This window comes from Exiguobacterium sp. SH4S7, assembly GCF_004336795.1.
Classification (GTDB): domain Bacteria; phylum Bacillota; class Bacilli; order Exiguobacteriales; family Exiguobacteriaceae; genus Exiguobacterium; species Exiguobacterium aurantiacum_A.
This window is the reverse complement of the sequence record NZ_SJUT01000001.1, coordinates 180,209-205,725: the sequence shown is the minus strand read 5'-3', so window position 1 is coordinate 205,725 and position 25,517 is coordinate 180,209. Positions and strand designations below refer to the sequence as shown.

The following is a 25,517-nucleotide window of genomic DNA, read 5'->3' as shown; positions in this document are numbered from 1 at the left end:
TATCTTGATTTCAAGATAAATCATTTCTGATGAAAAGTGAAACTTTTTGCTCACAATGCCGTACGCTAAGAGTAGACACCTAATAAGGAGGACTTACATATGACTTTACAAATTGACCGTGTCTCGAAGCAGTTCGGGGAGTTCACGGCCGTCGACGACTTGAGCTTTCACGTCCCCAGTGGCGAGATGTACGGCCTGCTCGGGGCGAACGGTGCCGGCAAGACGACGACGTTCCGGATGATCTTAGACATTTTAAAGCCGACCGACGGCACGATTCTCTGGGACGGACGCAACGTCGACCACCGCATCGTCGGCTATTTGCCGGAAGAGCGCGGCCTGTATCCGAAGTCGCCCGTCCGCGACCAGCTCGTCTTTCTCGCCAGCCTGAAAGGCATGAAGTCGGCTGAGGCGAAACGTGCCGTCAAGTCGTGGCTCGAACGGCTCGAGATCCCGCAGTACGAAACGATGCGTGTTGAACAGCTGTCAAAAGGAAATCAGCAAAAGATTCAGTTGATTGCGGCGCTGCTCCACAACCCGGAACTGCTCATTTTGGATGAGCCGTTCAGCGGTCTCGATCCTGTCAACGTCGAGATTTTGAAGCGTGAAGTGCTCGCCCTGCGCGACGAAGGGACGACGATCGTCTTCTCGAGTCACCGGATGGAGCACGTCGAAGAGCTGTGCCAACATATCGGCATCTTGAAAGGTGGCCGCGCCGTCGTCAGCGGCGACGTCCCGACAATCAAGTCGCGTTACGCCGAGCCGGTGCTCTTCATCGAGACCGATCGCGTCGATGTCCTCACGGCACTCCCGATCGTCAAAGCGGTCGAACCTCATCGCGACGGTCACCTCGTCCGGCTCGACTCGTTCGAAGGCAGCGACGCGGTGCTCGGCGCCCTCGTGCAAGCAGGTGCTTCCGTCAAGACGTTCATGCGCCAACCCGTCTCGCTCAACGACATTTTCATCAAGGAGGTAGGCAGCCATGTTTCATAACTTCAAACCATTGTACGCGTTCACGCTACGCTCGAAACTGCGGTCGAAGGCGTTCCTCATCTCGACGATCTTGACGATCGTGTTCATCCTCGGCTTCACGAACATCGACCGCCTGCTCGCGAACTTCGAGGACACCGATCAAGGCCAGGCGCTCCTCGTCACGCAAAACGCCGAACTGACTGAAATCATGCAGTCGCTCGGTTACGAAGGGGTCGAATCGGCCGACATCACCGAGACCGAGGCGCGCGCGGGACTCGAAAATGGGGATTACGAGATCGTCGCCTTCATCGACGGCGCTTCGGCCCGCGTCTTGTCCGACCGTCCAGAGCCCGATTTCACGACACTCCTGCAGACGGCGCTGCGCGAAGTCCGCAACGCCGAGCTGATCGAGACGTCGAACATCGACCCGACCGTCCTCGCCGCTTTGAACGAGCCGGTCCCGATCGAGGAGTCTTACCTCGGCCGTGGCGGCGAGAACTCAGAGGAGCTGTTCTCATCATTCGCGTTCGTCTACATCATGCTCATGCTGCTTTACGTATCAATCATCACGTACGGTTCGATGATCTCGACCGAAGTGACGACCGAGAAGTCGTCGCGCGTCATGGAACTAATCATCTCGACGACGCATCCGGTGACGCACATGCTCGCCAAGATCTCAGCGATCGGTACGCTCGCCCTGTTACAGATCGGCATCTTCCTCGGGTTCGGTTACTTCAGCGCCCGCAGCAATGAGATGGCCCAATCGGTCATCGACAACGCCGGCAACGCCCGGGCCGTCATCTACTTATTGACGTTCTTCACGCTCGGCTATCTGCTCTATGCGGCCATGTTCGCCGTCCTCGGCTCGCTCGTCAGCCGCGTCGAGGAGTCGCAGCAGATGACGATGCCGGTCATCATGCTCCTCGTCGCCGGTTTCCTCGCCGCGATGTTCGGGTTGAACAATCCGGAAGCGCAGATCGTCACGATTTTGTCGTTCGTTCCGTTCTTCACGCCGATGCTCATGTTCCTCCGCGTCATGCTCGTCGACGTACCGGTCTGGGAAGTCGCCTTGTCGATCGGCATCATGCTCGGCTCGATCGGTGTCATTCTCTGGATCGGTTCGAAGTTCTATCGCGGCGGCGTCCTGTTCTACGGGAACAACGCGATTAAACAATGGCGTCAAATATTACAAAATCGTCAATAACGTTTACAGCATTTTCGTTTTCGTATACTCTAAAGAATGTGCAAAATGAGGAGGAAACGAACTATGCGATCACGATTACTCGCAGCCTTGATCTTTACATTCATGACGACGCTCACGACGTTCATCTGTTATACCGTCTTCTTAGAGGCCGACGCGTTGTGGCAAATCTTGCTCGCATACGCGGGCAGCACGTTCCTCGGAACGCTCGCGTTTTGGTATCCGGTCAGTCGACGTTCTGAGACGTCAAGGTTCGGCGGCGCGTGGATCGGGATTTTGATCACACTGACGACACTCGTCGGATTCACGATCATCCGCTTCACCGTTCGTGGTGATGCCGCATCCTTACTCGACTGGCAGACGATGCTCGCGAGCCTCGCCTATACGTTCGGTTACATCGGCTGGGTGCTCACGATTCTCAACATCGTGCTCGGCTTCCTGCTTGCCGGGACGAAACCGAAAGTGCGTTATGAAGCAAGACCAATGCGTTAAATCAAAAGCAGCCGTTCTGCTCAGAACGGCTGCTTTTTTGTGCTCACTGTAACTTATACGACTTATCGACGATGCCAAACTCCGTATATTGGAACGAGTTATCGACGAACTGCTCCGGGACGAGCTGATCGACGTAGCGGGCGAACGGGACGATGCGATGTGTCGCCTCATGCGTCCGTCCGAGGTCGAGCACGGCATCGACCAACGCTTCTAACGCGTGGTGCGACGTCGGTTCCTCGTCCTCTTCAAAGATGCGGCGCAGTTCCTCTTCGTGCATCAAGTCGAAGATGCGCATGCGCGTCTCGAGCTGATGCTGCATATCTTCCGTCGACTTCCCGTGCATCGCTTCTTCATAGGCGAGCTTCATCTGTTCGAGTTCAGGGGCTTTGCCTTTCATGAGCACCTTCAAGGATTCCCCTGTCCAAATGTGCCGTGCCAAGTAGTTCGCGTCAATCTTCAGCGCCTCGGCGAGCGCCTCTATGTAAGGCATCGTCGGGTACACTTCACTGAGCTCGGTCCGGCGAATAAAGTACGGAGCGACACCGATCTGTTCGGCGAGTGCCTCGATCGAGATACCCGTCCGCTCACGCAAGATTCGGATCCGGTCCCCATAACCCCGGTACGGTGCATTTTTACCATCCATTGAATTCTACCCCCTCTTTTCCATTATAGTTCCCGAATCCACAAAAAAATACTCGGAAGCGCATGCTTCCGAGCAAGTGGTCGAATTAATTATTTTTTCGTCAACTCGACGACTTCAGATGAACCGGCTGTGACGTTGTCGCCTTCAGCAACAAGTTTGTTCACAGCGAAGCTGTCATGGTTCGTGATGATGATCGGTGTGATCGTCGACGGTGCGTTCGCTTTGATGAAGTCAAGGTCGAACGTGACGAGCGGGTCGCCTGCTTTGACGGCTTGGCCTTCAGTGACGTGCGTCTCGAAGCCTTCACCTTTAAGGTTGACCGTGTCGAGACCGATGTGGATCAAGTACTCCGCACCGTTGTCCGCGTTGATGCCGATCGCGTGTTTCGTCGGGAAGACCGTCGCGATTGTCCCGTTGACCGGTGACACGACTTTTCCGTCTGTCGGTTCGATGGCGATGCCATCACCCATCATTTTTTGTGAGAACACTTGGTCAGGCACGTTCGTAATATCGATGACTTTCCCTGTAAGTGGTGACACCGCGTTCAGTTGCTCGTCTTTACCACCAAAAAGTTTTTTAAAGAATCCCATAGCTTAATCCCTCCAACATGTTCTGTTAATCAAAGTCTTAGCTTTTATACCCGAAAAGCTATTACTTCAATCCCTACCCTATTCACGGTATAGTTGTATTAAGGTAGTGCGAATTCGTTTACACATCGTAAGAATACGAGTGTGCAATCGCTTTTGCAAGCCCTTTTTACACTTTATAAAAATTTCACATGATGGAGGCGCTTACAATGACGACTTTCACAAAATTGTCATACGAACGGCCCGACGTGGACGCTTTAAACAGCCGATTGTCGGACTATTCAGTCGAATTGCAGCAAGCGAGCACACTCGAAGAGGCGAACGAATTGATTCGCCAAATCAACCAGGAACGGAACGCGTTCGAGACGCAAAGTCAGCTCGTCGCGATCCGCCACTCGATCGATACGCGCGATGCGTTCTACGAAGCCGAGCAGACGTTCTTTGACGACGCGTTGCCGGTCTACGAGAAAGAAGTCCAGGCGTACTATCGCGTCTTGACGGAGCACGACCTCCGCAGCCAGCTCGAAGCGGAATGGGGCAGCCAATTGTTCGAACTCGCGGAACGGGCACTCAAAACGTTCGACGAATCGCTCATCCCGAAACTGCAAGAAGAGAACCGACTCGCGACGAGCTATCAAAAAGTGATGTCGGCCGCACAGATCGAGTTCGATGGCAAGACGCTCAACTTATCACAGTTCGGCCCATACTTACAGTCACCCGACCGGTCGGTACGAAAAGCGGCGTCCGAGGCGCGTTATACATACCTCGCCGACAACGGTGACGAGCTCGACCGCATCTATGGCGAACTCGTCCGCGTCCGGACCGAGATCGCGCACGCGCTCGACTTCCCGTCGTTCGTCGAACTCGGCTACGCCCGGATGCAACGCGTCGGCTATGATGAGTCGATGGTCGACAACTTCCGTAAACAAGTGCGTGACGTCATCGTCCCGCTCGCGACGACGTTAAAAGACAAGCAGGCGAAACGCATCGCTGTCGATACGCTCCGCTACTATGACGAATCGTTCGTCTTCCCGGACGGCAACGCGACACCGCAAGGCGACGAGTCGTTCATCATCGAGGGCGGCAACAAGATGTACCGTGAGCTCTCGGGCGAGACGGACGAGTTCTTCCAGTACATGCAAGAGCGCGGCGCCCTCGATCTTACGGCGAAGCCCGGCAAAGCCGGCGGCGGTTACTGCACGTACTTACCGTCTGAAGGTCTCCCGTTCATCTTCTCGAACTTCAACGGCACGGCCGGCGACATCGACGTGCTCACGCACGAGGTCGGTCACGCCTTCCAAGTATATGAGAGCCGCCATTTGACGACACCGGAATACGCGTTCCCGACGTACGAGGCGTGTGAGATCCACTCGATGTCGATGGAGTTCTTCTGCTGGCCGTGGATGGAGCTGTTCTTCGGCGACCAGGTCGACAAGTACAAGTTCAACCACTTGGCCGGAAGCGTCACGTTCCTCCCGTACGGCGTCCTCGTCGACGAGTTCCAGCACATCGTCTACCGGAAGCCGGACATGACGGCAGAAGAACGTCGTCAGGCGTGGCGTGACCTTGAGAAGGTATACTTGCCGCACCGCGACTACGAGACGAACGACTACCTCGAGTCGGGGGCATGGTGGCATCAACAAGGCCACATCTTCCAGAGCCCGTTCTATTATATCGACTACACGCTCGCCCAAGTTTGTGCCTTCCAGTTCTGGGTGCGCATGCATGAGGACCGTGAGTCGGCGTGGAGCGATTACCTCACACTCTGTCAGGCCGGCGGCAGCCGCTCGTTCCTCGAGCTCGTTGAACTGGCCGGACTGAAGTCGCCGTTTGAAGACGGTGTGTTAAAAGACACGATCGGACAGATTGAAGACTATCTATTGAAGCACCCGTTAGCGAACTGAAGATAGAAAAAGGGTGAGTCCGCATGGGCTCACCCTTTTTGTCCTCAAATCACATCTAACGGTTCTTTCCCGCTCGGCGGCGGGAACGCCTCGTCGAGCGCTTTGAAATCTTCTTCAGTCAGATTGAGGAGCAGCGCCGCCCCGTTCTCTTCGACGTGCGCTTTCTGCCCTGCTTTCGGGATGGCGATGACGTTGCCGCTCCGGACCGTCCACGCGAGCAGGATTTGGGCCACCGACGCATGATACGCCTCGGCGATTTGTTTCACCGTCTCATCGTTAAAGATCTTCTCTTTCACGTCGCTGCCTTCGGCGAGCGGCGAATAGGCCATCACCGGGATGCGCTGCTCTTCTAGGAACGGCAACAAGTCGTGCTCGATGCCGCGGCTGCCGAGGTGATACAGCACTTGGTTGACCGCGCAATGCTTCCCGTTCGGCAAGGCGAGCAGTTCCTTCATGTCGTCGACGTCAAAGTTTGAGACGCCCCACGCCCGGATCTTCCCGTCTGCTTTCAGCTGTTCGAGCCCGTCGACCGTCTCCTTGAGCGGGATGTTGCCGCGCCAATGCAACAAGTAAAGGTCGAGATAGTCGGTGCCGAGCCGCTCGAGCGTCGCGTCGCACGCCTGCACGAGCTTGTCGCCCCCGGCGTTATGTGGATACACTTTCGAGACGAGAAAGACGTCCTCGCGACGGTCTTGGATCGCTTCCCCGACGAGTGTCTCCGACTTGCCTTCCCCGTACATCTCGGCCGTGTCGATGACGTGTAATCCGCAGTCGAGACCTGTCTGTAACGCCTCGATCTCCGCGTCATGTTTCGATGCGTCATCGCCCATGCGCCACGTGCCTTGACCGAGGGCACGCATCTCGCGCCCGTCCGGCAATTTGACCACGTGTTGTTTCAATGCCGCCAAAATCAGTGTGTGTGGAATTCGGTTCATGTTGTTTCCTCCTTGATCCATTGATCGTGCAACGGCCCTGTCGTCCCGAAGACGGGATCGGTCGCCGGTTTGTCGACGCGTTCGATTCGATGGACGTTGTCCGGGCGTTCTTCCGGCTTACCCGTCAACGTGTCATAGTCGCGTCCTTCCGGATACGCCCCAACGATTTCGAAGTCATCGCTCGCCTCGAGTCGACGGTGTCCCGTCCCTGCTGGCAGGATCAACACGTCACCCGCATTCAACGAGACGAGATCGCCGGTCGCGCCACCGAGTTGAACGGTCGCACGGCCTGACCTCACCCCGAGCACCTCGTGCGTGTTGCTGTGATAGTGGTGATAGTCGAACACGCCGTTCACCCAACTGTTGCCCCAACCGTTATGCTCGAACGTCGCCTGGATGCCGTCCGCCTCATCGAACACGCGTCGGTATAACAGCACCGGGAAATACGGGTTGTTCGGGATCGAGCCGTCATCTTTAAACCGATATGTGGACATGTCCATGTGATCGCCTCCTTGTCTCTGACACTGTACCCGACTTACACGGGATATAATCGACACAAAAAATGACCCGACCCTTTAATAAGGGCCGAGCCACTGAGTTAGCGTACTTCGCTCTCGAGCTGTTTCAACTTCGTCGAGTAGTACTCGATAATGTCACGGCGTCGGATGATGCCGATGAAATACTTGCCGTCATCGACGACCGGCACGAAGTTTTGATCGGTGATCGCATCGACGAGCTCCTCGATTTGCGCCGTGATCGATACCGGTTTATAGCGTATGCGTTGTTTGATGTCTTTCAGGCGAGTCCGGAGCACTTTCTCGTAATCTTCTTCCCCGCGAAGTTGTTCAGCGAGTGCCCACAGTAAGTCTCCTTCCGTCATCGTTCCGGCGTAAAAGCCGTTCTCGGATACGAGCGGCACCGAGGTGAAGCGATGATGCTTCATCTTCTCGAGCGCTTGCCGCACCGTCGACTCCGGGTCTAAATATTTGACGTCTTCTTTCGGATATAAAAAGAAAGCGATGTTCATATATAATCTCTCCTCAATCTGTTAATCCACCACGCTATTGTACCATGAATCGTAGGGTTGACCGCAATAATTGACCGCACCCCACAATTGTTTCACCCTCCCTTCATTAGTTGCTGTCACAGAAAAAAGTCCTTTACAAGAACAGGACCGGCGTGACACGTCATCAACAGAAAACTGGAAAGTAACTCCAATTATTTATACCCTGTACGCATCGATTCTACCCGTCCGAGTCCATAAAAAAAGACGCCTTTCGATCAAGGCGTCTCGTCTAATCAGATAAAATGTAACATCGTTTGATTGAACTTCTCCATCTCGTCGAGCACGGTACCGTGACCGCTCTCCTCGAAACGCTCGATGCGCGCGTTCGGGATGCCTTTTTCCATCTCTAGGGCAAACTCGAACGGACAGACTTTGTCGTGGACGCCATGGATGATCAGCGTCTCGACGCCGACTTTCGGCAAGTCTTCACGAAGGTCCTCGTCGCGGAGCGCTTTCGCCGAGGCGATCGTCCCGTGGCTCGAGGCGATGAGTGACAAGCTGTGGAACCAGTTTTGAAGCGGTTCTGGATGCTTCTTCTCAAAGAAGATCTCGCCGAACCCGGTCAACATCGAGGCACGGTCGCGTTTCGTATCTTCGATCAAGGCGTCGACTTCTTCTTTTGTCATGCCGTACGGATAGTCCGGGCGTTGCGTGAATACCGGTGCCGCCGCGCCGGCGAGGATGAGTTTTTTCAAACCACCGTCCGGATAATCGACCGCATAGCGGATCGCGATCGCCCCACCCATCGAGAAGCCGACGAGTGTGAAGTCTTTGACACCGAGGCCGTTGACGACCATGTTCACGTCAGACGCCATCGTCTCGTAGTCATAGCCCGTAGCCGGTGCGTCCGACTTCCCGTAACCCCGGTAATCGATACCGACGTAGCGGTAGCCCGCATCCAACAGCGCGTTCTTCTGATACTCGAACATGTTGTTGTTCGCCGGCCAGCCGTGCAAGAAGACGACCGCGTCGCCCGTTCCGACGTCCTCGACAAAAATAGACGTCCCGTCATGTGCTGTAATGTAATTCCCCATCATTCAAAACCCCCAATCGTATTGTTGAGCGTTGTGCGCCGTACGTTTGCCCACAACCCATCTGTTCCCGTTTGAACGAACTGAAAACCTGTCAACCGTCGCGCCAGAGCGATTCGGCCTTCAAGATATGCTCGACCGCTTGCGCGCCTTCTCGTAACACGGACGTCTTCCACGTCTCGTCTTCCGGGTAGAACATGGCCATGAATTCTTTTTTGATGCCGTTCCGTGCCTCCGGGTCTTTCGTGCCTTCGAAATAGAGACGATTCTCTAAAATGATCGTCAAAAATTCACGGATCAGCGCTTTCGTCGACGTGCCGAACGTCCCGAATTCGAACAAGGCCGAGACGAGCTGCTTGTCCGGATGCTGCGTGTCGCGGACGTAATAGAAATGGTTCGTCGAGTCGCCGAGCACGTCATCCGGATTGTACGTCTTGATGTTCTTCAACCCGTATGTCTGTTTTAACTGCTCGGCGCTGCGTCCGTCCCGCTCGCTGACGAGCATCGTCACTTCGTTCGTCGGCCCGAGCGCGGTGTGCCAGTCCATATGAACGACCCGGTCGTAACGGTCGAGAAGATCGTGCTGGATCTCTTTCATGAAGACAGCGGACGGTTCGTCGGCGTCTCCGCCATAATAGACGCCTTTCGGGAATTGGTACTGGCCCATCCCTTTCGCCTCGGTCATCGCGTCGAACCCGTCGAGCTTGATGCCAGAGCCGAGGAACGAATAAATGTGTTCGCGCGCCTCGTGATAGTCGTCGATGACACCGTCCGGGACGAACAAGTGGCGCATCACCTCATACTCTTTATTGACGTTTCGCGGCAGCGACTCCCGGTCGACGACGTAGTTTCGGTTCAAATCGACGTTATGTTCGTTGACGCGCCGGAAATGTTTCATCCCCCATGGGTTGACCGCATGGATGAAGCAGACGCCTGTCACGTCATGGCGGACGTTGCCGAGCTGTGTCTCGATGAATTGCTGCGTCACGGCCGCACCGGCGTAGCCTTCGATCCCATGCTCGCCGATCGTCATGAGCAGCATCGCCTCACGTGACCCGGCCGGTTCGCCGATGATCACGTCGATCGTATCTTCCCCGATCGAATGCGACATCGTCCGCGCGCTCGGGTAGTATTGTTTGACGGTGTCGAGCAAATCGAGAAACCTCTCGCGCGACTCGTCGTAAGATGATGAAAAATAAGTACTCATATGATTCCCTCCATTCATGTCTTCTGTACCCCTTTCCCATTTCGAGGCAAGCTAAAAACGCCTCCCGAGGAAGGCGTTTCGATTAATGGGCTCCGGCTTTCGTGCCGCGGTCTTGGCGGCGGAACGCAAACAAGTAGACGAGCGGGGCGAGCAAGACGGCACCGAATAGCCAATACGCACCAGGGCTTGCGAACAACGGTTCGAACGCGCGGAAGAACAAGGCGACAAGTGAAAACCCGACGACGAGCTCGGCTGTCCAAATGACGGCGCGCCGGACGGCAAGGGTGATCGTGTTCGTTTTTTGGAAGAGTGCTGCGATAAACGCGATCAAAAAAGCCGGGAAGCTACTGAACCAGAGCATCCGATTCAACGTCGATTCGGCAAAATAAGTGTTGCCGAGCGACACGGTGATCGCGTAATGGGCGATCAACACAAGCAAGACGACAATCCACCCGACAAGCACATCTCGTTCCCATTTTTTCATCCTTCTCCCTCCATTCTTTAGAAAAAGAGCTACACTTGTATTTACCCGTTTCTCGTACTGTTCGGTCATACGACACAACAAAAAACGCATCCCATCAGGAACGCGTCTTCGTTCACTTATCGAACAGATGGCTCGCCCAGTCACGGGCCCGCTCGAGCTCTCCCTCTTTGAGCGGTCCTTCTTTGTCGAGGACGAGGAATGATTCTTGAAGCACCGGCTCTGCTCCTTTTTCCGTAAGCGCCCGTTCAATCCGGGTCGCGGCGTGGCCGAACCACTTGACGATCTTTCCGACGAAAAAGCCTTGGTCTTCTTCGGCCATGCTCGTATCGAACGCTGCGGCCCGCACTCCGCGGAGCGCATGATCCGACAGTCCGTCGAGAAACGTCTTCACGTCCTCGGTCTCGCGTCCGCCGTGTGTCGGTGATCCGACGACGAGTAAATCGAGGTTGGCGAGATCCCCGTAGCCGATATGACTGATGTGAACCGCCTCGACTTGATGAAGCTCGCCGAATCCGTCTTTGATGGCGTGGGCGACTTTTTCTGTGCATCCGTACATCGAGTCAAAAGTGATGAGGATTTTCATGACGTATCCCTCCATTAAGCGAAAACTTTCTTATGTCTACATGGGACTATTCCCTTAATGATGGACCGCTCATCATGTATCCATTCTTTTCTCTATAATCCGATTCGAAATCTGTTCTTCAAAATTATATAAGTTCATCCCCGTTTCCTCAGCCTAGTGCCCAAAAATACGGCGATTCCCAAGCCGATGGCGGCATAGGCGATTACGTCTAGATGATTTCGGCTGTCAAACGGTGCTTCATGGACGAATTCGGCCCGCTTCCACTCAGTACCGTCCTCGACCGCGAGCACGTCTTCGACCGACTCCCCTTCCACTTGACGATATTCTGTTCCGATCGGATACATGTTCGAGGCGTCCCCATAATAGTCGCCGGTCATATCGTCAGCCAACGTCTCGACCTCACCGACGACGTCACCAAGATCAGCCTCCAAGACCATAATGTCCGTCACTTCATACACCCGTCCGTCCAAGACGACGAACGCGTACGCCCAGGACAAGGCGTGGACCGACAGTGAGACAGAAAGCAGCAACACCAACATCCAAACGACTCGTTTCATTCGATTGCCCAGACGAACGTCGCCGTATCGCTCAAATCGATATCGTCCGGCTGAAGCTCTGGCATCGACGCCTGTGAATGGAACACCTCTTCATGGAATACCAAATTAGTTGGCGAGTAAAGATGGAGCTCGGCCCACGTATAGTCAATCCGTTTCAATTCCCCAAGCTTCGCACCGGCCGCTTTCGTCAACAGTTCAGCCCGATGCAACGCACTCTCCGCCGCGCTGGCGAGGAGTGCATCGCTAACCACATCTGAATCTTTGATCGTGAACTTGATGGACAGTTTTAGATCTGCCATTGAATTCGTGACGCTTTGGATGACGTCAGACAAGCGTTTCGTGTCGAGGTCAAACTCAAGTTTTGTTCGTTGCTCACACACATAGCCACGGAAACGAGATTTATAATTTCCGTCCTCGTCACGGTAACTTTCATAGTCTGTATCGATCGAGAAGTCCGTCGTCTTTAGAGCGGTCTTATCGAAGCCGGCCTGTCCAAGCGCCTTTTGCAGACGCGCCACGGCCGTCGCCGCCTCGTTCATCGTCTCCTCGTAACGCACGGCCTTCGAGGTCAACTCCATTTTCACGACAATCAAGTCTGGCTTGGCCGATACTTTTCCCGTTCCTTTGACTGTGATGGTGCGTTCCATGTTTCATTCTCCCCTTTCTCTCTATCCTAAGTCGCTTAATTGTGCAATTGCCATTGCGTCATCGTCCGAAACGGAACGAAGCCGATGCTGTAATAAAACATCTGGTCTGAAGCGACAATCGCCTGTTCCGCCCCTAGTTTCCCGCTCCGTATGATCGCCTCATAGACGACCGACTTTCCGAAGCCTTTCCCCCGGTACGTCGGGTCCGTCACGACCGGTTCGACGTAACTATAGCGATCACCCGGGCGATACCAGACACCACAATGTGCAACGTACTTCCCCTCAGGTGAGGCAATGGCAACGATCAGTTCAGGGAGAATCACTGGACTCGACAACATTTTTTTCCGTCCGGCGATGGTCGCGGCATCATCCGGCGCATTCCCGTCGTGGTCAAAGCCACGCCACATCACTTGGTTGTATTGTCGCCAATCCCATTCATCCGCGAGAGACACGTAGGAGAACCCGTGCGGCAACGACTCCTGATTTATCCGAGAAACATGGATTTTCGCGAACCGCTCGATTTGTCTCGTCGGTCGAAATCCGGTCTCTAAGGCGGCAAGTTGCAGACACTCATCCTCATCCGGTAACAATAGTCGCAAATCACCATGCCTATGCAACCGCTCGACCGCATAGGCAACGAGTTCAGGCTTCAATGCGTCGTACCCTTCCTCCACGACCAAAATCGCTTCCCCTAAATTGAGCTCATACGTCGCCAGGGCGACAAGGCGCCCCTCATCTTCCCACATGCCAATCCGATGCACATGTTCTTGATCACGAAGCGCATGGTTCACCGCCCAGTCCCACGCCCCCCATAAAAGACGTGGTGCCTGCAGCTCCGTTAAGTTGATTCTGATGAGAAAGTCTCTTACTTTTACAGCATCCTCCGACACATAAGGCTCATGTGAATACGGTCGAAATGAGATCACTGTGCCACCCTCCTCTATAAAGCTTTCACTGAACAGCATCCAGTCCCTTCCAATACGTGATGTTGCTACAATTCGCCAGCGACTTCGAAACCTCCTTCACGATGGCATCACACTAGCCGCCCACTTGACGTCGGTCAGTTCGTACAAGAAATGAAAAGAGTGAGCAACCGAATAATCGTGTCCCCACTCCCGCTTCAACTATTCTCTTGTTATGTAGCAGTTTTTTTCAAGAGGAGACAAAAAACCGAACATGATACCACGTCCGGAAAATCTACAAGCATTTTACGAAAATGTCACGATTTTACGACATGGAGACACTCTGGCCGCTCAAACCCGACATCCCCTAAAAACCGCAACTCATCAATCGTCAACTCGTCGAGCGTGATCGAACGAACGCTCGGTTCGGTCTGTTCATCGACCCACACTTTCCAAATCTCGACTTCATCCGCCGTCTTCAGGTGGTCGGTGATGTAGTCAACGAGTTGCTGGGCTCTCGTTTCGGTGTAGCGCCAACGCAATTCAGCGACGTGCGGTTTTTTCGAGTACGCTTCGACGTTTTCCTCTGCATAATAAAGTTCTCGTTTGACCTCAATCTCGTCGAGTTGCTCTTCTGCCTCGACGTGCATCAAAATCTTTTCGTCGCGATCGAGGTCTTCGTCGTCTGTGAGCATTTCAGGCAACACGACACCTTTTTTGATGGCCTCGTTGATGGATAAGAATTCGATATATGGATTTTCGACTTCTTTTAGCGGTCTATCGCTCGTCATAAATTGAAATTCACTCATGTTATTTGCCTCCCACTCTTATATCATCATAGTCATTGTTTCATCGCGCGAATGGAAATGATGAGTCCAATCAAATAGCCGATTATCGAGCCGATGACAATCCCGTATGCAACCGTAAAATCGAATAGTAGAGAGATGATCATCCCGGCAGCCGTTCCGAAAATAAGACCAAGCCCGACCGCTGATTCGCGCCATTCGTTCATTTCCACCACCACCTTCCTTCCGCTCACTACATACGAATTAACCCAATAAAATGTTTCATTTTTCACTCACTCTCTCGCCATTTAGCCAACAATGTGTTACAACGGCTGCGGACAGCCGGACTTCCTGTCTCGAGTTGTTTATGGAGCAAATCAATCAGTTCATCATGGAAGCGCGAATAGCGGACGCTCAAGTCGAATAGCGCTTGGAGCGAATTGACGATGACGATTTTACTCGTCTCGGAAGCAATCCATGCTTTTAGAACACGGACGACCTGCCCCGCTTCGTCATCGCTGAGCGGCAACCGCGGCATCAGTTGGGCGACGTGCCAACGGACTTCTTGTTGGGTGAACGCTGGCAAAAGTTCGAGGAGCGGCGCCTGATGCGCCTTCAACAGTTCAGGATAGCGTCGCGTGATCTTCTCGACCGCATCCGCGCTTCGCATTCGGACGACAGGACGGTCATCGGTCAACCCGACCATCAGTTCCGCGAATCGTTCTGAATCGTCGCCAACGAATTGGACGACCTCATCGACCCGTCCGATGGAACGCAAGTCCCCGCCTTGAAGACGTTCCAACAGATTCTCCTCCATCACTGATCCCGTTCGACCAGTTGACGCGCCTCCCTCAACTTTGAAAGTTTCCGATATTGTTTCAGCACGAATGTGATAAATAGTATACTGACTAACAAATTAGGAACCCAGAGGAAAGATTCGATACCGTTCGACAGGTTGAGGAATGCTACAAATAAATTGAGATACAACACAAAACTATACAGATGAAAAATCCGTCGTTCATGGCGAATCTTCGAGTCAATGTCTGAGTAGAGTCGAAACGGTCCGTCAGTTGTTAGTTTTCGGAGAAAGACCCAACGAAATGTCGTCGCGACGACCTCAATGCCCATTTCCTCCAAAAATTCAAAGTAAGCGACCGATTTCGGATGACTTGGTGCCTCTTCAATCAATTCGATTCGATAAGTATATTTGTTCGGCTCCCCTTGCACAAACGTGTAACGCCCAAGTCTAAAACGTTCAAGAAACCACCCTGTACCCGCCATATCGTTCAACCAAGCCTCTTCCTTTTCGTAATCCGCGTAAAAGCGATATACCGTTTTGGTTTTCATGATTTGTTTCCCCCAATCCACTGTTTTCCATTCGTGACGAGTTCTTCGAGCCGGACGAGTTCGGCCTCAAGCACTGCTTGTCCTAGAGGTGTGACGACATACTCTTTCTTTCGTCCGCTCGCTTTCTCCACTGCTTCAATCCATCCTTTTTCAACTAAGTTGCTTAACGCGCCGTATAATGTTCCCGCCGCCAACTGGACACGGTCATCGCTCAATTCTTGTACGAATTGCATGATTCCATACCCGTGACGCGGAACTTGTAGCGACAATAAAATGTAATACACCGCTTCCGTCAACGCGACGGTTCCTGCTGATTGTGTCATAGTTTATCTCCTTTACTTCGTCTACCGTTATATCGTCTCCCGATATAATGAGTGTACGCTCATCTTCAATAATTGTCTACAAAAAAAACCTATGTTCCCATAGGTTGCTCATCCTGTCGTGTGGCGCTGATACACCAACAAATTGACGCCTGCATAATCATCTTCTTTCATATACGTAAAACCGAGACGTACCAAGACCCGTTGCGAACGCTCGTTTTCAGGATAGCTGAGCGCGATGATTGGTCCTATTCCCGCCAGCAAATCGAGAAACTCGAGTGCCTCTTGAGCTGACTCGACCGCGTACCCTTTCCCCCATGTGGTCGGATCGAAAGCATACAATAACTCGACATCGCCAGTCGGTAACCGTGAGAAACCGCAATGACCGATCAGTTGGTTCGTCGACCGTTCAACCACACCCCAGACCCCGTAGCCATATTCCATCCACTGCTCCTGGAAACGAGCCAGCAAGTGCGCGGCATCTTCTCGAGTCTTCTGTTTCCCGTCCCCTAAATAACGGCTCACCTCCCGTTGACCGAGTATGGCGGCGTATGTTGTTAAATCCTCTTGAGTGAGTGACCTCAATACCAGCCGCTCAGTCTGTCGAGTTGGAATCATCTGTTCGTCCTCCTGTTAATAAATATAGAAAAGGAGCGACTATGCGCTCCAAAATTAGCTTTCAATCAGCTGTTCTATTCGTTTATTTCCTTCAAATTCGGCGAGCAGGGCCCGCACTTCATCTGTCGATTTCGTATCCATCAGTTTCACACGGAGGTCGCTCGCCCCGGGGAACCCTTTCACGTAAATCTTGAAGAACCGGTGCAAGTTCGAGATCGAACGCGGCACGTCTTCTTGGAATTTGTCTTGCAGGTCGAGCTGGAGACGAAGAAGATCGAGGTGCTCTTCCATCGAGTGCTCACGCGGCTCTTTCTCGAACGCGAACGGGTTCTTGAAAATCCCGCGACCAATCATGACGCCGTCGACGCCGTATTTCTCGACGAGTTCTAATCCCATTTGACGATCGAGAATATCGCCGTTGATTGTGATGAGCGTATCCGGTGCGATCTCATCACGTAGTTTCACGATATCCGGGATCATCTCCCAGTGTGCGTCGACTTTACTCATCTCGTTGCGTGTGCGTAAGTGAATCGACAGATTGGCGATGTCTTGCTTCAAGAGATGCGTCAACCAATCGCGCCACTCGTCGAGTTTTGCGAAGCCGAGTCGTGTCTTGACGCTGACCGGGATGCCGCCAGCTTTCGCCGCTTGAATGAGTTCGGCCGCGACGTCAGGACGGAGGATGAGGCCGCTCCCTTTCCCGCGTTTGGCGACGTTCGGGACCGGGCAACCCATATTGATGTCGATACCTTTGTAACCCATCTCGGCCATGCCGATGCTCATCTCGCGGAAGTAGTCCGGGTTGTCACCCCAAATATGGGCGACCATCGGCTGTTCGTCCTCCGTGAACGTCAAGCGTCCACGCAGGCTGCCTTTCCCTTCCGGATGGCAGTAGCTGTCCGAGTTGGCGAACTCGGTGAAAAACACGTCTGGACGTCCGGCATGGGCGACGACGTGACGGAAGACGACGTCAGTCACGTCTTCCATCGGGGCAAGTACAAAGAATGGACGCGGAAGGTCGCGCCAGAAGTTTTCGTTCATATAAAATCATTCCCTTTCGTAATCAATCCAACAAAATCACTTTATCCATTCTATTATGGATGGGGGAATGTATCAACTGACAATACTTTCGAAATTTTTAACGCTCCTCATTCCCAATAATCTTGAAGAAGTGCGTGAACCCGTCTTGCAACAAGTACTCCAATACACGATTCATATGTTCCGGCTCGACAACATTTGTCTGCAGCAACGTTTGGAGCACCATCCCATCGATCGCTGCCATCGTCCACGCGGCGACCGCTCGTGTCGAAGGACCTCGCTCGACACCGTACGCTCGTACGAAGATGGCTTCCACCCGGTCGATCCACTCCTCATACTTCTCTTTGAACTTTTGTTGCAGTTCCTTGTTCCCGAGCATCGCCTCATGGGCCAAGTAAAACTGTAGTCGACTCTCCGCATCTTTTTTCAAGCGGTCTTGCATCCCGTCGAAAATCTCTTGAATAATGGCATGGGCTTCTTTCTTGTCTTCGATCGATACGGTCGCGATTCGGCGAATCTCGCCCAAGCCCTCGTCCATCACATCATAAAGAATGGCCTCTTTGGAACTGTAATAGTGATAGATGGCGCCCGTGCTAAGCCCCGCCTTCTTCGCGATGCCACGAAGCGTCGTGCCTTGGATCCCGTTCTCGATGATCGTCGCTCGCGCCGCCTCTAATATCTTTTGTTTCCCTTCGTTCATCATGTGCTTCGACGCTCCTCACTTAATAATGGCTAATTATATCATAATGATTTGACGGTTCTATGACATGTCCCTGTGACGTCCCGAACATCATTGACAACGCTTCCAATAGTTTGTTACACTTTTCACATAAACATAACGAACGTTCGGTATGTTTATTGACATCATATTTTTCATTGTTGTTTCGTCACCAATACTTTAGAAATGAAAGGGGCGTTATTTATGTTCTTCTTTGAATCCATTCCTTGGTACAATGTCGCCATGTGGTTCGTCGTATTCGGCTTGTTGATCGGATTAAATGAAATCGTCCGGTCCAGCAAAAAAGCCAGCATTCTCATGTTCATGGCGGTTCCGATCGTGTTGACCCCGATTTGGTTCTTCACCGCCGACCCTGAAATCACATCATGGTTTCACTGGGTGAAAGTGTATTCCGCTCTCGCCGGAAGCTTGATTTACATGGTCATCCGCTTCACCGATTATCACAAAAAACATCCATGGTACTTGATACTCGTGCCGGGTATCTTGGCCCTCAATATCGCCGAGGCCGTCGTTCGAGAATTCCAAGTCGGCATTCTGGGATTTGAAGGCATGGTCGACGGGATGAATTACATCTCGGGTGGTTGGAACTACGTGAACGCCGTTGCCGGGATCCTGAACTTGCTACTCATCTGCGGCTGGGTCGGCATCTTCGCGACATCCGGCAAGAAAAAAGACATGCTCTGGCCAGACCAGACGAAGCTTTGGATTGTTGCTTACGGCATCTGGAATATCGCCTACGTCTATTCATGTGCACCGGGTAACGCGTTCTATTCAGGGTTCGCCTTGAACATCGCCGCGACGGTTCCTGTCCTGCTCTGGGCGAAAGGGACGTGGATGCAAAACCGTGCCCAGACACTCACGTTTTGGATGATGTGGGTCATGACGTTCCCTTACTTCTTCGCCGTCGGCAGCACGTTCAACGTGAGCGTGTCGTATAATCCGGCAGCGAACTGGACGATCGCGCTGTTCAGCCTTGCGCTGAACGTCGTCCTCGCCGTCTGGCAAGTGACGCGCATCGTCAAATACAAACTCAACCCGTTGAAAGACGAGTTGTGGAAAGATACGAACGAATACAAAGAAATCAACGCGTTGCGTGAAGATGCAGTTCCTGAACGGGAAACCGCGATCGGTAAAGCGTTGTAAGCAAAAGACGGGCTACGAGGCCCGTCTTTTGCTACGTAAATTTAGATAGCTCTGAGAGCAGCTCAAAATAAGTTGCTCTTCAAAAAATTTTTTTACGTGTATGATATAATTGTAAATAAGTTGATCAAAGTGAAAAGGGTGATAAAAGTGGATAAGAACTCATATATCGAACGTCAAAGGCAAGTAAAATTTGCAGTTGGTATGGCTGCAATCGACGGGGGAAAACCAAGTCCCTTCACACAGAAATTGCTGAATCGATATGAAAACGGTGAGATCACTTCAGCCCAATTTAAGCAAGCCATTATGGAGCAGTATACGAAAGCACATCAATCCTAATGGATCCTTATGTTTACCCACATACAAATGTACTCATTAATAAACTTGGGATAACTGACGAACAACAACTGATTAATGTTGAAGCACAACTCATCATTGCAAACATATTAGAGATCGAGTCACTCATTTCGGAAGTGGATTTCGATAGTTATCATTCTCTGCAACAAATCCATCGACATCTATTCAACGAACTATATGAATGGGCCGGCGAATTTCGCTCAATCAATATCTATAAAAATGAGCGAATTTTGGGTGGCTTATCTGTGGTTTACAGTGATTCTTTGCAGATTCAAACGAACTTAGCATCTATCTTTGATTGGAAACAAGAAATCACATGGACCCATAAAAATATACGACTGCCCGTCTATTTCGCTAAGCTAATGACAGATTTGTGGCGGGTTCATCCTTTTCGTGAAGGAAATACCCGTACCGTTTCTGTTTTCATGAAACTTTTCGCTCAACATCATAATTTGCCTTTTAATGCAGAACTGCTTTCTAATAACGCCGGTTACCTTAGAAATGCACTCGTCATGGCCGCTATCAATGATGCGCCAGATCCGACCTATTTACACAAAATCATAAATGATGCTTTATCTATCGACGTCTCTACTAGCTTGTCAGATAGTGACGCTTCTTCTGAAAAATATCGCACAATTGGTTCGTATAACGTTTCTAGTTATGAAGAAAAGCCATTCTCTACAGACCATCATGAATCATAATTCAAAAAACAGACAACCTTAGAGAAACCGCTCACCGGCCTCTCTAAGGTTGTTTATTTTCAAATATAATTAAACGACGATCTAAATTTTGAATGCATGATCATTATTGGGGATTCAACTCTCCCGTACCAAAAGTTGCATCGAACGCCCGGCACCAGATCACGACTGTTGAATATTGCGTGAGCTCGACGTCTTCAGGAACCAAATAGTTTTGGTTCCCAGTATTTCCTTTTAACGAACCGAGGCTGATTCCTTCTGTCGTCTCCATCCCCGGCTGAATCAAATAGACGAACAAGTCGGGACCATTTGTCGTTTGGAAATCTTCGAAATGCAGGTACACGCCATCTTCTGCACGAATCGTTTGAATGTTGCCTGACGTCTCATAATTTTTTTCACCATCCATGAACACCCCTGCCAAGTCGGTAAACTCCGTAGCGGCTCCATCATCCTCAGAAGCCGGAGGTTCCGTCGCCTCCTCAGCTTCTCCTTCTTCTACAGTTGTATCAAGTGAAGTCGGTGGAAGTCCTTCATCAACCGTCTCTTCCAAGAACAGCGGAGAAATGAGCCACCAACCAATCAAAAGGACGGCTACTCCTACTATACCTAGGATCACTTTTGTCACGGTTCGCATCATCTTCGCTCCATTTCATGAGAAAATCTCTAACCCTTCACCATCCTATGATGGCTGCGAGCACTCAGTACAAATAACCCAACAGATCCAATCGACCATCCGTCCACGCCTTCGTACCTACGGGGCGAATCATCAATTCATCAAACGATTCTTCCCCAATCCCGCGTATCATCTGCCGCTCATCGTCTATTTGGAGCCACGAACAAGCGTTGTCAACATGGCTGAATCCGGCTCGTAAATAAAGATCGGGTCGATCCGCAAACAATAAGAGAAAATCGACCTGTTTCGTCTCTCCTATACTAATAACCTCGTTCAATAACGCTTCACCAATCCCGTTACCACGCACATCTTCCTGTACACATAAATCAATCACACCAAGAACTTGAATCGGATGCCCGTTCAAATTCATCACCCGATAGTCTAACCCGACATGACCCACAACCTGACCTCGGTCTCCAAAAACAAGGAGACGAAGATGAGGTAATTGCTTGAAATATCGGCGTTTTGGATAGAGGGGTTCAAATGACGCCACTAACAAATCACTTAACTCATTGTTCAATTTCTCGTCAATGTCTAATTCCATATACCGCTGAATTTCCATTCGCACTTTCCTCCCCAACGTGATACTAAAAAACCTCCGATTTTAACAAATCGAAGGTCATTTTTTTCAGTTTATTCTATTTTTTCAAGCCACGCCACCGTCTCGACATGCGCCGTATGCGGGAACATGTCGACTGGTGTCACTTCGACTAATTCGTAGCCGCGGTCGGCGAGATAACGCATATCGCGCGCTTGTGTCGCGACGTTACACGATACGTAGACGATCCGTTTCGGTGCCATCTCGACCATAGTCTCGAGGAACGACTCGGCACAGCCTTTGCGCGGCGGGTCGACGACGATGACGTCCGGATTGATGCCGTCTTGCTTCCACTTCGGAAGGACGTCTTCGGCCGCGCCACAGGCGTACGTCACGTTATCGATCTCGTTGACGAGCGCGTTCTGTTTCGCGTCCTCGATCGCTTCCGGCACGACCTCGACGCCGTACACGTGCGCTGCTTTCCGGGCAAGGAACAGACTGATCGTACCGATGCCGCAGTAGGCGTCGACGACTTGTTCCGTGCCGGTCAACTGCGCATATTCGAGCGCCTTGCCGTACAGCTTCTCCGTCTGGACCGGGTTGACTTGGAAAAACGAGTGCGGCGAGATCGTGAACGTCAGTCCACCGATCTTATCCTCAATCGTCTCGTGGCCATAGAGCAGCTTATTCGTCGCCCCTAAGATGACGTTCGTCTTGTCCGGGTTGACGTTTTGCATGATCGACGTCACGTCCGGAAGACGTTTCAAGATGTCGGCGACGATCTCATTCACGCCTTTGATTTTCGTCGTCTTCGTGATGAGGACGATCATCAATTCACCTGAATGGTACCCGTAACGGGCCATGACGTGGCGGATGACGCCGCGTCCTGTCTTCTCGTCATACGCCGGCACACCGTGCGCCGCGAGCACGTCGCGGACGACTTGGACGGCCTCATCGTTCCGCTCGTCTTGGATGAGACATTCCTTCATCTCGACGATGTCGTGCGAGCGTGGGCGGTAGAACCCGGCGACGAGACGATCTCCTTCTTGCTTGAACGGCACTTGCGCCTTGTTGCGGTAACGCCACGGTTCTAGCATCCCGATCGTCTCGTGGACCGGGACGTCGAACTGGCCGAGCCGCTGGAGCGCCTCGACGACGCGGTCCCGTTTTTGACGGAGCTGGCCGTCATAGCTGAAGTGTTGGAGCTGACAGCCCCCGCACTGATAAAAGATTGGACACGGCGGTTCGACCCGGTCCGTGCTCGCTTGTTTCACTTCGATCAGCCGGGCGAAGCCGTACTGTTTGTTCGTCTTCGTCACGACGATCTCGACCGTCTCACCCGGGAGCGCGTTCGGCACGAACAACGTATAACCGTCGACGCGTGCCACGCCTGCCCCTTCGTGTGTGAGGTCATGGATGTGGACGTCGAGACGGTCGTTTTTAGTTACTGGTAGCATGAGTCTCTCCTTTCCCGATTCGAGAAGTACGTATTGGTTCATTACCCGTTCAGAGGCCAACGAAAAGCTCGGCGTGAGCGCCACGCCGAGCCGACTTATTCTGCTTTCTCATTTGACACGTTGAACAATTGCTTGATCATCTGTTCGCGTTCGTACTGAGCGTTCAACTCTTCCATCTCGCGGATGCGCGCGTTCGGTGCGAGCACCGTCAAATGGCGGAACAAGTTCCGCATCTCACCCGTGCATTCGCCGCCGTACTCGCCGTCGATGTTGAGACTCATCCGCTCCGTCGTCGTCTTCATCTTGACGTGGCCCGTCTTGACGTGCTCGACGAGCGGGCTCGACAAGTGCTCACCGCGTAACAATAAGCGGACGACGTGGATGAACTCGAACAAGTTACATTTCCGTAAGATGAACAAGTCAAACAAGCCGTCATTGAGTGACGCGTGCGGCGAGATCTTCTCGAAGCCGCCAACCGAGTTCGAGTTCGATGTGAGGAAGATCATCACTTCCCCGCTGAACGTCCCTTCGTCATGCTCGAGCTCGATATACGTCGGTTTGATGAGCGGCAGCTTCTCCATCCCTTTGACGTAGTAGGCGAGCTGGCCGAGCGCCGTCTTCAACTTCGACGGCACTTCGTACGACAGCTCGGTCATGATGCCGCCGCCGGCGATATTGATGAAGTAATGGATATCTCCCGCCTCGCCTTCGATCTCCCCGAGGTCGACCGGCATCTCGAAGCCGTCACAGATGACGTCGAGGGCACCGACGACGTTTAAAGGAATCCGCATCGCCCGAGCGAAATCGTTCGTCGTTCCGACCGGAATGAGTCCGATCGTCGGACGTTCATCGAGTGGAGCGAGTCCCGAGATGACCTCGTTCAACGTCCCGTCCCCGCCGGCCGCGACGATCAAGTCGAACTCGGCCGCCGCGGCCCGCTCGGCTTCGAGTGTCGCGTCACCGATCGCTTTCGTCGCGTACGTCGACGTCTCATAACCCGCATCCTCGAGGCGGTTCAAGATATACGGGAGCTCCCGTTTGATCACTTCTTTTCCAGATGTCGGGTTATAGATGACCCGTGCGCGTTTTCGTTGCATATCGTTTCTCTCCCCTATGCTCATTTCGAGCGAAAAGCGAGACACAAGTGCCTCGCTGCTGCTTAACGTTTCGCGATCTCTTCGTGGAACAAGCCATCGAGGAGCGCCGGGTTCGCCATCCCTTTCGTCTGCTTCATGATCTGCCCGATGATGAAGCCTTTGGCACGGTCTTTCCCGTTCTTAAAGTCTTCGATCATCTGCGGATGCGCTTCGAACAAGTCGAGGATGTAGCCGCGCAACAAGTTCTCGTCCGAGATTTGGGCTAGACCGTTCGCTTCGACGTACGCCTTCGGTTCGGCGCCTTCTTCAATCATGGCCGTGAACACGCGTTTCGCGATCTTCGAAGAAATTGTACCTTCTCCGATCAAACGAATCAACTCCGCGAGCGAGCTCGGCGTCAATTTCATCGTCTCGACCGTCTCGTTCGACTTGTTCAAGTGGCCGAGCACTTCGCCCATGAGCCAGTTCGCGGCAGCTTTCGGTTCGGCACCGGCCGCTGTCGTCGCTTCAAAGAAGTCCGAGAACTCGCGCGTCGACGTGAGCGCCTTGGCGTCATAAGCCGACAAGCCATAGTTGTTCATGTAACGCTCGCGGCGTTCGACCGGAAGTTCTGGGAGCGTTTTGCGAATGCGCTCTTTCCACTCTTCGTCGATCTCGAGACGGACGAGGTCCGGCTCTGGGAAGTAGCGGTAATCGGCCGCCCCTTCCTTGACGCGCATGAGGATCGTCTTCTTCGCCGCCTCATCGAAACGGAGCGTCTCTTGACGCATGACGCCGCCCGTGATGAGGAGTTTACGATGACGCTCTTCCTCATAATCGAGTGCCTTCAAGACGTTCGAGAACGAGTTCAAGTTTTTGAGCTCCGTCTTCGTCCCGAACGGCTCTTGACCGAACGGACGGACCGAGATGTTACAGTCGCAACGGAGCGACCCTTCTTCCATCTTGACGTCCGAGACGCCCGCGAACGAGAGCACTTCTTTCAAGCGTTCGAGGTAAGCGACCGCGTCTTTCGGTGACCGCATGTCGGCCTCACTGACGATCTCGATGAGTGGTGAGCCGGTCCGGTTGAAGTCGACGACCGAATGTTTCTCGCCCGTATGGTTCATCTTCCCAGCATCTTCCTCGAGATGGACCCGCTCGATGCGGAACCGTTTCATCTCGCCATCGACTTCGACATCGACGTGGCCGTTAAAGCCGATCGGTTGGTCGAACTGCGAGATCTGGTACGCTTTCGGCGTATCCGGATAGAAATAGTTCTTGCGGTCGAACTTCGTATCGGTCGCGATTTCACAGTTGAGTGCCATCGCGGCCTTGATGGCGAGGTTGACCGCCTCTTCGTTCAATTTAGGCAGAACGCCCGGGTGTCCGAGACAGATCGGACACGTTTGCGTATTCGTTTCGGCACCGTACGTGCGCGAGCAGCCACACCAAATCTTCGACTTCGTGCTCAGCTCGGCGTGCACCTCGATCCCGATGATCGTTTCAAAGTTCATCGTTGTCCT

Annotated in this window: 32 protein-coding genes; 7 read left to right on the top strand and 25 right to left on the bottom strand. The window is 52.7% G+C overall.

The features are described from left to right. Positions 1–99 precede the first annotated feature (99 nt). The 3 genes from EVJ29_RS00970 to EVJ29_RS00960 all read left to right on the top strand — a co-directional run bounded on the left by EVJ29_RS00970 (position 100) and on the right by EVJ29_RS00960 (position 2,662). A complete protein-coding gene (locus tag EVJ29_RS00970) occupies positions 100–990 on the top strand; it encodes an ABC transporter ATP-binding protein (RefSeq protein ID WP_071398033.1) in 891 nt (296 codons plus the stop codon). Then, complete coding sequence (locus EVJ29_RS00965; protein WP_070328621.1) at positions 980–2,173, top strand: ABC transporter permease; 1,194 nt, start codon at positions 980–982, stop codon at positions 2,171–2,173. Before EVJ29_RS00970 ends, EVJ29_RS00965 begins: the two co-directional genes overlap by 11 nt. A 63-nt stretch (positions 2,174–2,236) precedes the next feature. After that, positions 2,237–2,662 carry a hypothetical protein gene (locus tag EVJ29_RS00960; protein ID WP_070328620.1) on the top strand — a complete coding sequence of 142 codons (426 nt, stop codon included), beginning with the start codon at positions 2,237–2,239 and terminating at the stop codon, positions 2,660–2,662. Between the two features lie 43 nt (positions 2,663–2,705). Here the strand turns inward: EVJ29_RS00960 and EVJ29_RS00955 are convergent, their stop codons facing one another. Then, entirely contained in the window at positions 2,706–3,305 is a 600-nt protein-coding gene (locus tag EVJ29_RS00955) for a helix-turn-helix domain-containing protein (protein ID WP_016509316.1), read from the bottom strand. Positions 3,306–3,394: 89 nt separating this feature from the next. Then, positions 3,395–3,895 carry a PTS sugar transporter subunit IIA gene (locus tag EVJ29_RS00950; protein WP_070328619.1) on the bottom strand — a complete coding sequence of 167 codons (501 nt, stop codon included), beginning with the start codon at positions 3,893–3,895 and terminating at the stop codon, positions 3,395–3,397. Positions 3,896–4,101: 206 nt separating this feature from the next. On the opposite strand from EVJ29_RS00950, the gene EVJ29_RS00945 reads away from it, so the two are divergent. Next, on the top strand, positions 4,102–5,796 hold the full coding sequence (locus EVJ29_RS00945) for a M3 family oligoendopeptidase (protein WP_131504606.1): 1,695 nt from the start codon (positions 4,102–4,104) through the stop codon (positions 5,794–5,796). A 44-nt stretch (positions 5,797–5,840) separates the two neighbouring features. On the opposite strand, the gene EVJ29_RS00940 is transcribed toward EVJ29_RS00945, so the two are convergent. From EVJ29_RS00940 to EVJ29_RS00860, 18 genes are all read right to left on the bottom strand, one after another. Beyond that, positions 5,841–6,731, bottom strand: a complete 891-nt coding sequence (locus EVJ29_RS00940) for an aldo/keto reductase (RefSeq protein WP_131464108.1) — start codon at positions 6,729–6,731, stop codon at positions 5,841–5,843. After that, a complete protein-coding gene (locus EVJ29_RS00935) occupies positions 6,728–7,231 on the bottom strand; it encodes a cupin domain-containing protein (protein ID WP_070328616.1) in 504 nt (167 codons plus the stop codon). Before EVJ29_RS00935 ends, EVJ29_RS00940 begins: the two co-directional genes overlap by 4 nt. A 98-nt stretch (positions 7,232–7,329) precedes the next feature. Then, entirely contained in the window at positions 7,330–7,758 is a 429-nt protein-coding gene (locus tag EVJ29_RS00930; protein ID WP_016510664.1) for a CBS domain-containing protein, read from the bottom strand. Positions 7,759–8,030: 272 nt separating this feature from the next. Further along, complete coding sequence (locus tag EVJ29_RS00925; RefSeq protein WP_070328615.1) at positions 8,031–8,831, bottom strand: alpha/beta fold hydrolase; 801 nt, start codon at positions 8,829–8,831, stop codon at positions 8,031–8,033. Positions 8,832–8,922: 91 nt separating this feature from the next. Next, positions 8,923–10,035 carry a M14 family metallopeptidase gene (locus EVJ29_RS00920; RefSeq protein ID WP_131464112.1) on the bottom strand — a complete coding sequence of 371 codons (1,113 nt, stop codon included), beginning with the start codon at positions 10,033–10,035 and terminating at the stop codon, positions 8,923–8,925. Between the two features lie 82 nt (positions 10,036–10,117). After that, complete coding sequence (locus EVJ29_RS00915) at positions 10,118–10,519, bottom strand: hypothetical protein (RefSeq protein ID WP_070328613.1); 402 nt, start codon at positions 10,517–10,519, stop codon at positions 10,118–10,120. Between the two features lie 112 nt (positions 10,520–10,631). Then, the gene (locus EVJ29_RS00910; protein WP_070328611.1) at positions 10,632–11,102 is read right to left on the bottom strand and encodes a flavodoxin family protein; all 471 of its coding nucleotides are present in this window, start codon (positions 11,100–11,102) and stop codon (positions 10,632–10,634) included. Between the two features lie 134 nt (positions 11,103–11,236). Then, positions 11,237–11,659 (bottom strand): hypothetical protein, encoded by a 423-nt coding sequence (locus EVJ29_RS00905; RefSeq protein WP_131504605.1) that lies wholly within the window; start codon positions 11,657–11,659, stop codon positions 11,237–11,239. Then, a complete protein-coding gene (locus tag EVJ29_RS00900; protein WP_131504604.1) occupies positions 11,656–12,306 on the bottom strand; it encodes an SIMPL domain-containing protein in 651 nt (216 codons plus the stop codon). The genes EVJ29_RS00905 and EVJ29_RS00900 overlap by 4 nt, the downstream gene beginning before the upstream one ends. Positions 12,307–12,341: 35 nt before the next feature. Then, complete coding sequence (locus tag EVJ29_RS00895) at positions 12,342–13,232, bottom strand: GNAT family N-acetyltransferase (protein WP_161567321.1); 891 nt, start codon at positions 13,230–13,232, stop codon at positions 12,342–12,344. 293 nt (positions 13,233–13,525) lie between these two features. Then, positions 13,526–14,017, bottom strand: coding sequence for a hypothetical protein (locus EVJ29_RS00890; RefSeq protein ID WP_131490061.1), 492 nt, complete (start codon positions 14,015–14,017; stop codon positions 13,526–13,528). 32 nt (positions 14,018–14,049) lie between these two features. Next, positions 14,050–14,220, bottom strand: a complete 171-nt coding sequence (locus tag EVJ29_RS15370; protein ID WP_161567002.1) for a hypothetical protein — start codon at positions 14,218–14,220, stop codon at positions 14,050–14,052. Between the two features lie 62 nt (positions 14,221–14,282). Beyond that, entirely contained in the window at positions 14,283–14,795 is a 513-nt protein-coding gene (locus EVJ29_RS00885; protein WP_131438785.1) for a hypothetical protein, read from the bottom strand. 14 nt (positions 14,796–14,809) lie between these two features. After that, on the bottom strand, positions 14,810–15,340 hold the full coding sequence (locus EVJ29_RS00880; RefSeq protein ID WP_131438786.1) for a DUF2812 domain-containing protein: 531 nt from the start codon (positions 15,338–15,340) through the stop codon (positions 14,810–14,812). Next, positions 15,337–15,663 carry a PadR family transcriptional regulator gene (locus EVJ29_RS00875; RefSeq protein WP_071398061.1) on the bottom strand — a complete coding sequence of 109 codons (327 nt, stop codon included), beginning with the start codon at positions 15,661–15,663 and terminating at the stop codon, positions 15,337–15,339. Before EVJ29_RS00875 ends, EVJ29_RS00880 begins: the two co-directional genes overlap by 4 nt. 108 nt (positions 15,664–15,771) lie before the next feature. Beyond that, positions 15,772–16,278, bottom strand: coding sequence for a GNAT family N-acetyltransferase (locus tag EVJ29_RS00870; RefSeq protein ID WP_131504603.1), 507 nt, complete (start codon positions 16,276–16,278; stop codon positions 15,772–15,774). A gap of 54 nt (positions 16,279–16,332) precedes the next feature. Next, positions 16,333–17,319, bottom strand: coding sequence for a tRNA dihydrouridine synthase (locus EVJ29_RS00865; protein ID WP_131438788.1), 987 nt, complete (start codon positions 17,317–17,319; stop codon positions 16,333–16,335). A 97-nt stretch (positions 17,320–17,416) separates the two neighbouring features. Beyond that, the gene (locus tag EVJ29_RS00860) at positions 17,417–18,019 is read right to left on the bottom strand and encodes a TetR/AcrR family transcriptional regulator (protein WP_131464124.1); all 603 of its coding nucleotides are present in this window, start codon (positions 18,017–18,019) and stop codon (positions 17,417–17,419) included. A gap of 219 nt (positions 18,020–18,238) precedes the next feature. Between EVJ29_RS00860 and EVJ29_RS00855 the strand changes: the two genes are divergently transcribed. The 3 genes from EVJ29_RS00855 to EVJ29_RS00845 all read left to right on the top strand — a co-directional run bounded on the left by EVJ29_RS00855 (position 18,239) and on the right by EVJ29_RS00845 (position 20,253). Then, positions 18,239–19,198: a DUF5692 family protein gene (locus tag EVJ29_RS00855; protein ID WP_131464126.1), complete on the top strand. Its 960-nt coding sequence runs from the start codon at positions 18,239–18,241 to the stop codon at positions 19,196–19,198. 96 nt (positions 19,199–19,294) lie between these two features. Continuing rightward, positions 19,295–19,534, top strand: coding sequence for an antitoxin VbhA family protein (locus EVJ29_RS00850; RefSeq protein ID WP_016509872.1), 240 nt, complete (start codon positions 19,295–19,297; stop codon positions 19,532–19,534). After that, entirely contained in the window at positions 19,534–20,253 is a 720-nt protein-coding gene (locus tag EVJ29_RS00845; protein ID WP_070328602.1) for a Fic/DOC family protein, read from the top strand. Before EVJ29_RS00850 ends, EVJ29_RS00845 begins: the two co-directional genes overlap by 1 nt. 103 nt (positions 20,254–20,356) lie before the next feature. Here EVJ29_RS00845 and EVJ29_RS00840 read toward each other — a convergent pair whose 3' ends face one another. The 5 genes from EVJ29_RS00840 to gatB form a co-directional block, all read right to left on the bottom strand. Then, the gene (locus tag EVJ29_RS00840) at positions 20,357–20,884 is read right to left on the bottom strand and encodes a DM13 domain-containing protein (RefSeq protein ID WP_236633342.1); all 528 of its coding nucleotides are present in this window, start codon (positions 20,882–20,884) and stop codon (positions 20,357–20,359) included. Positions 20,885–20,948: 64 nt separating this feature from the next. Continuing rightward, complete coding sequence (locus EVJ29_RS00835; protein WP_035386431.1) at positions 20,949–21,485, bottom strand: GNAT family N-acetyltransferase; 537 nt, start codon at positions 21,483–21,485, stop codon at positions 20,949–20,951. A 71-nt stretch (positions 21,486–21,556) separates the two neighbouring features. Further along, positions 21,557–22,918, bottom strand: a complete 1,362-nt coding sequence (gene rlmD / locus EVJ29_RS00830; protein WP_131464128.1) for a 23S rRNA (uracil(1939)-C(5))-methyltransferase RlmD — start codon at positions 22,916–22,918, stop codon at positions 21,557–21,559. A gap of 95 nt (positions 22,919–23,013) precedes the next feature. After that, entirely contained in the window at positions 23,014–24,015 is a 1,002-nt protein-coding gene (locus EVJ29_RS00825; RefSeq protein ID WP_131464130.1) for a diacylglycerol kinase, read from the bottom strand. A 62-nt stretch (positions 24,016–24,077) separates the two neighbouring features. Next, positions 24,078–25,508, bottom strand: a complete 1,431-nt coding sequence (gene gatB / locus EVJ29_RS00820) for an Asp-tRNA(Asn)/Glu-tRNA(Gln) amidotransferase subunit GatB (RefSeq protein ID WP_070328598.1) — start codon at positions 25,506–25,508, stop codon at positions 24,078–24,080. Positions 25,509–25,517 lie beyond the last annotated feature (9 nt).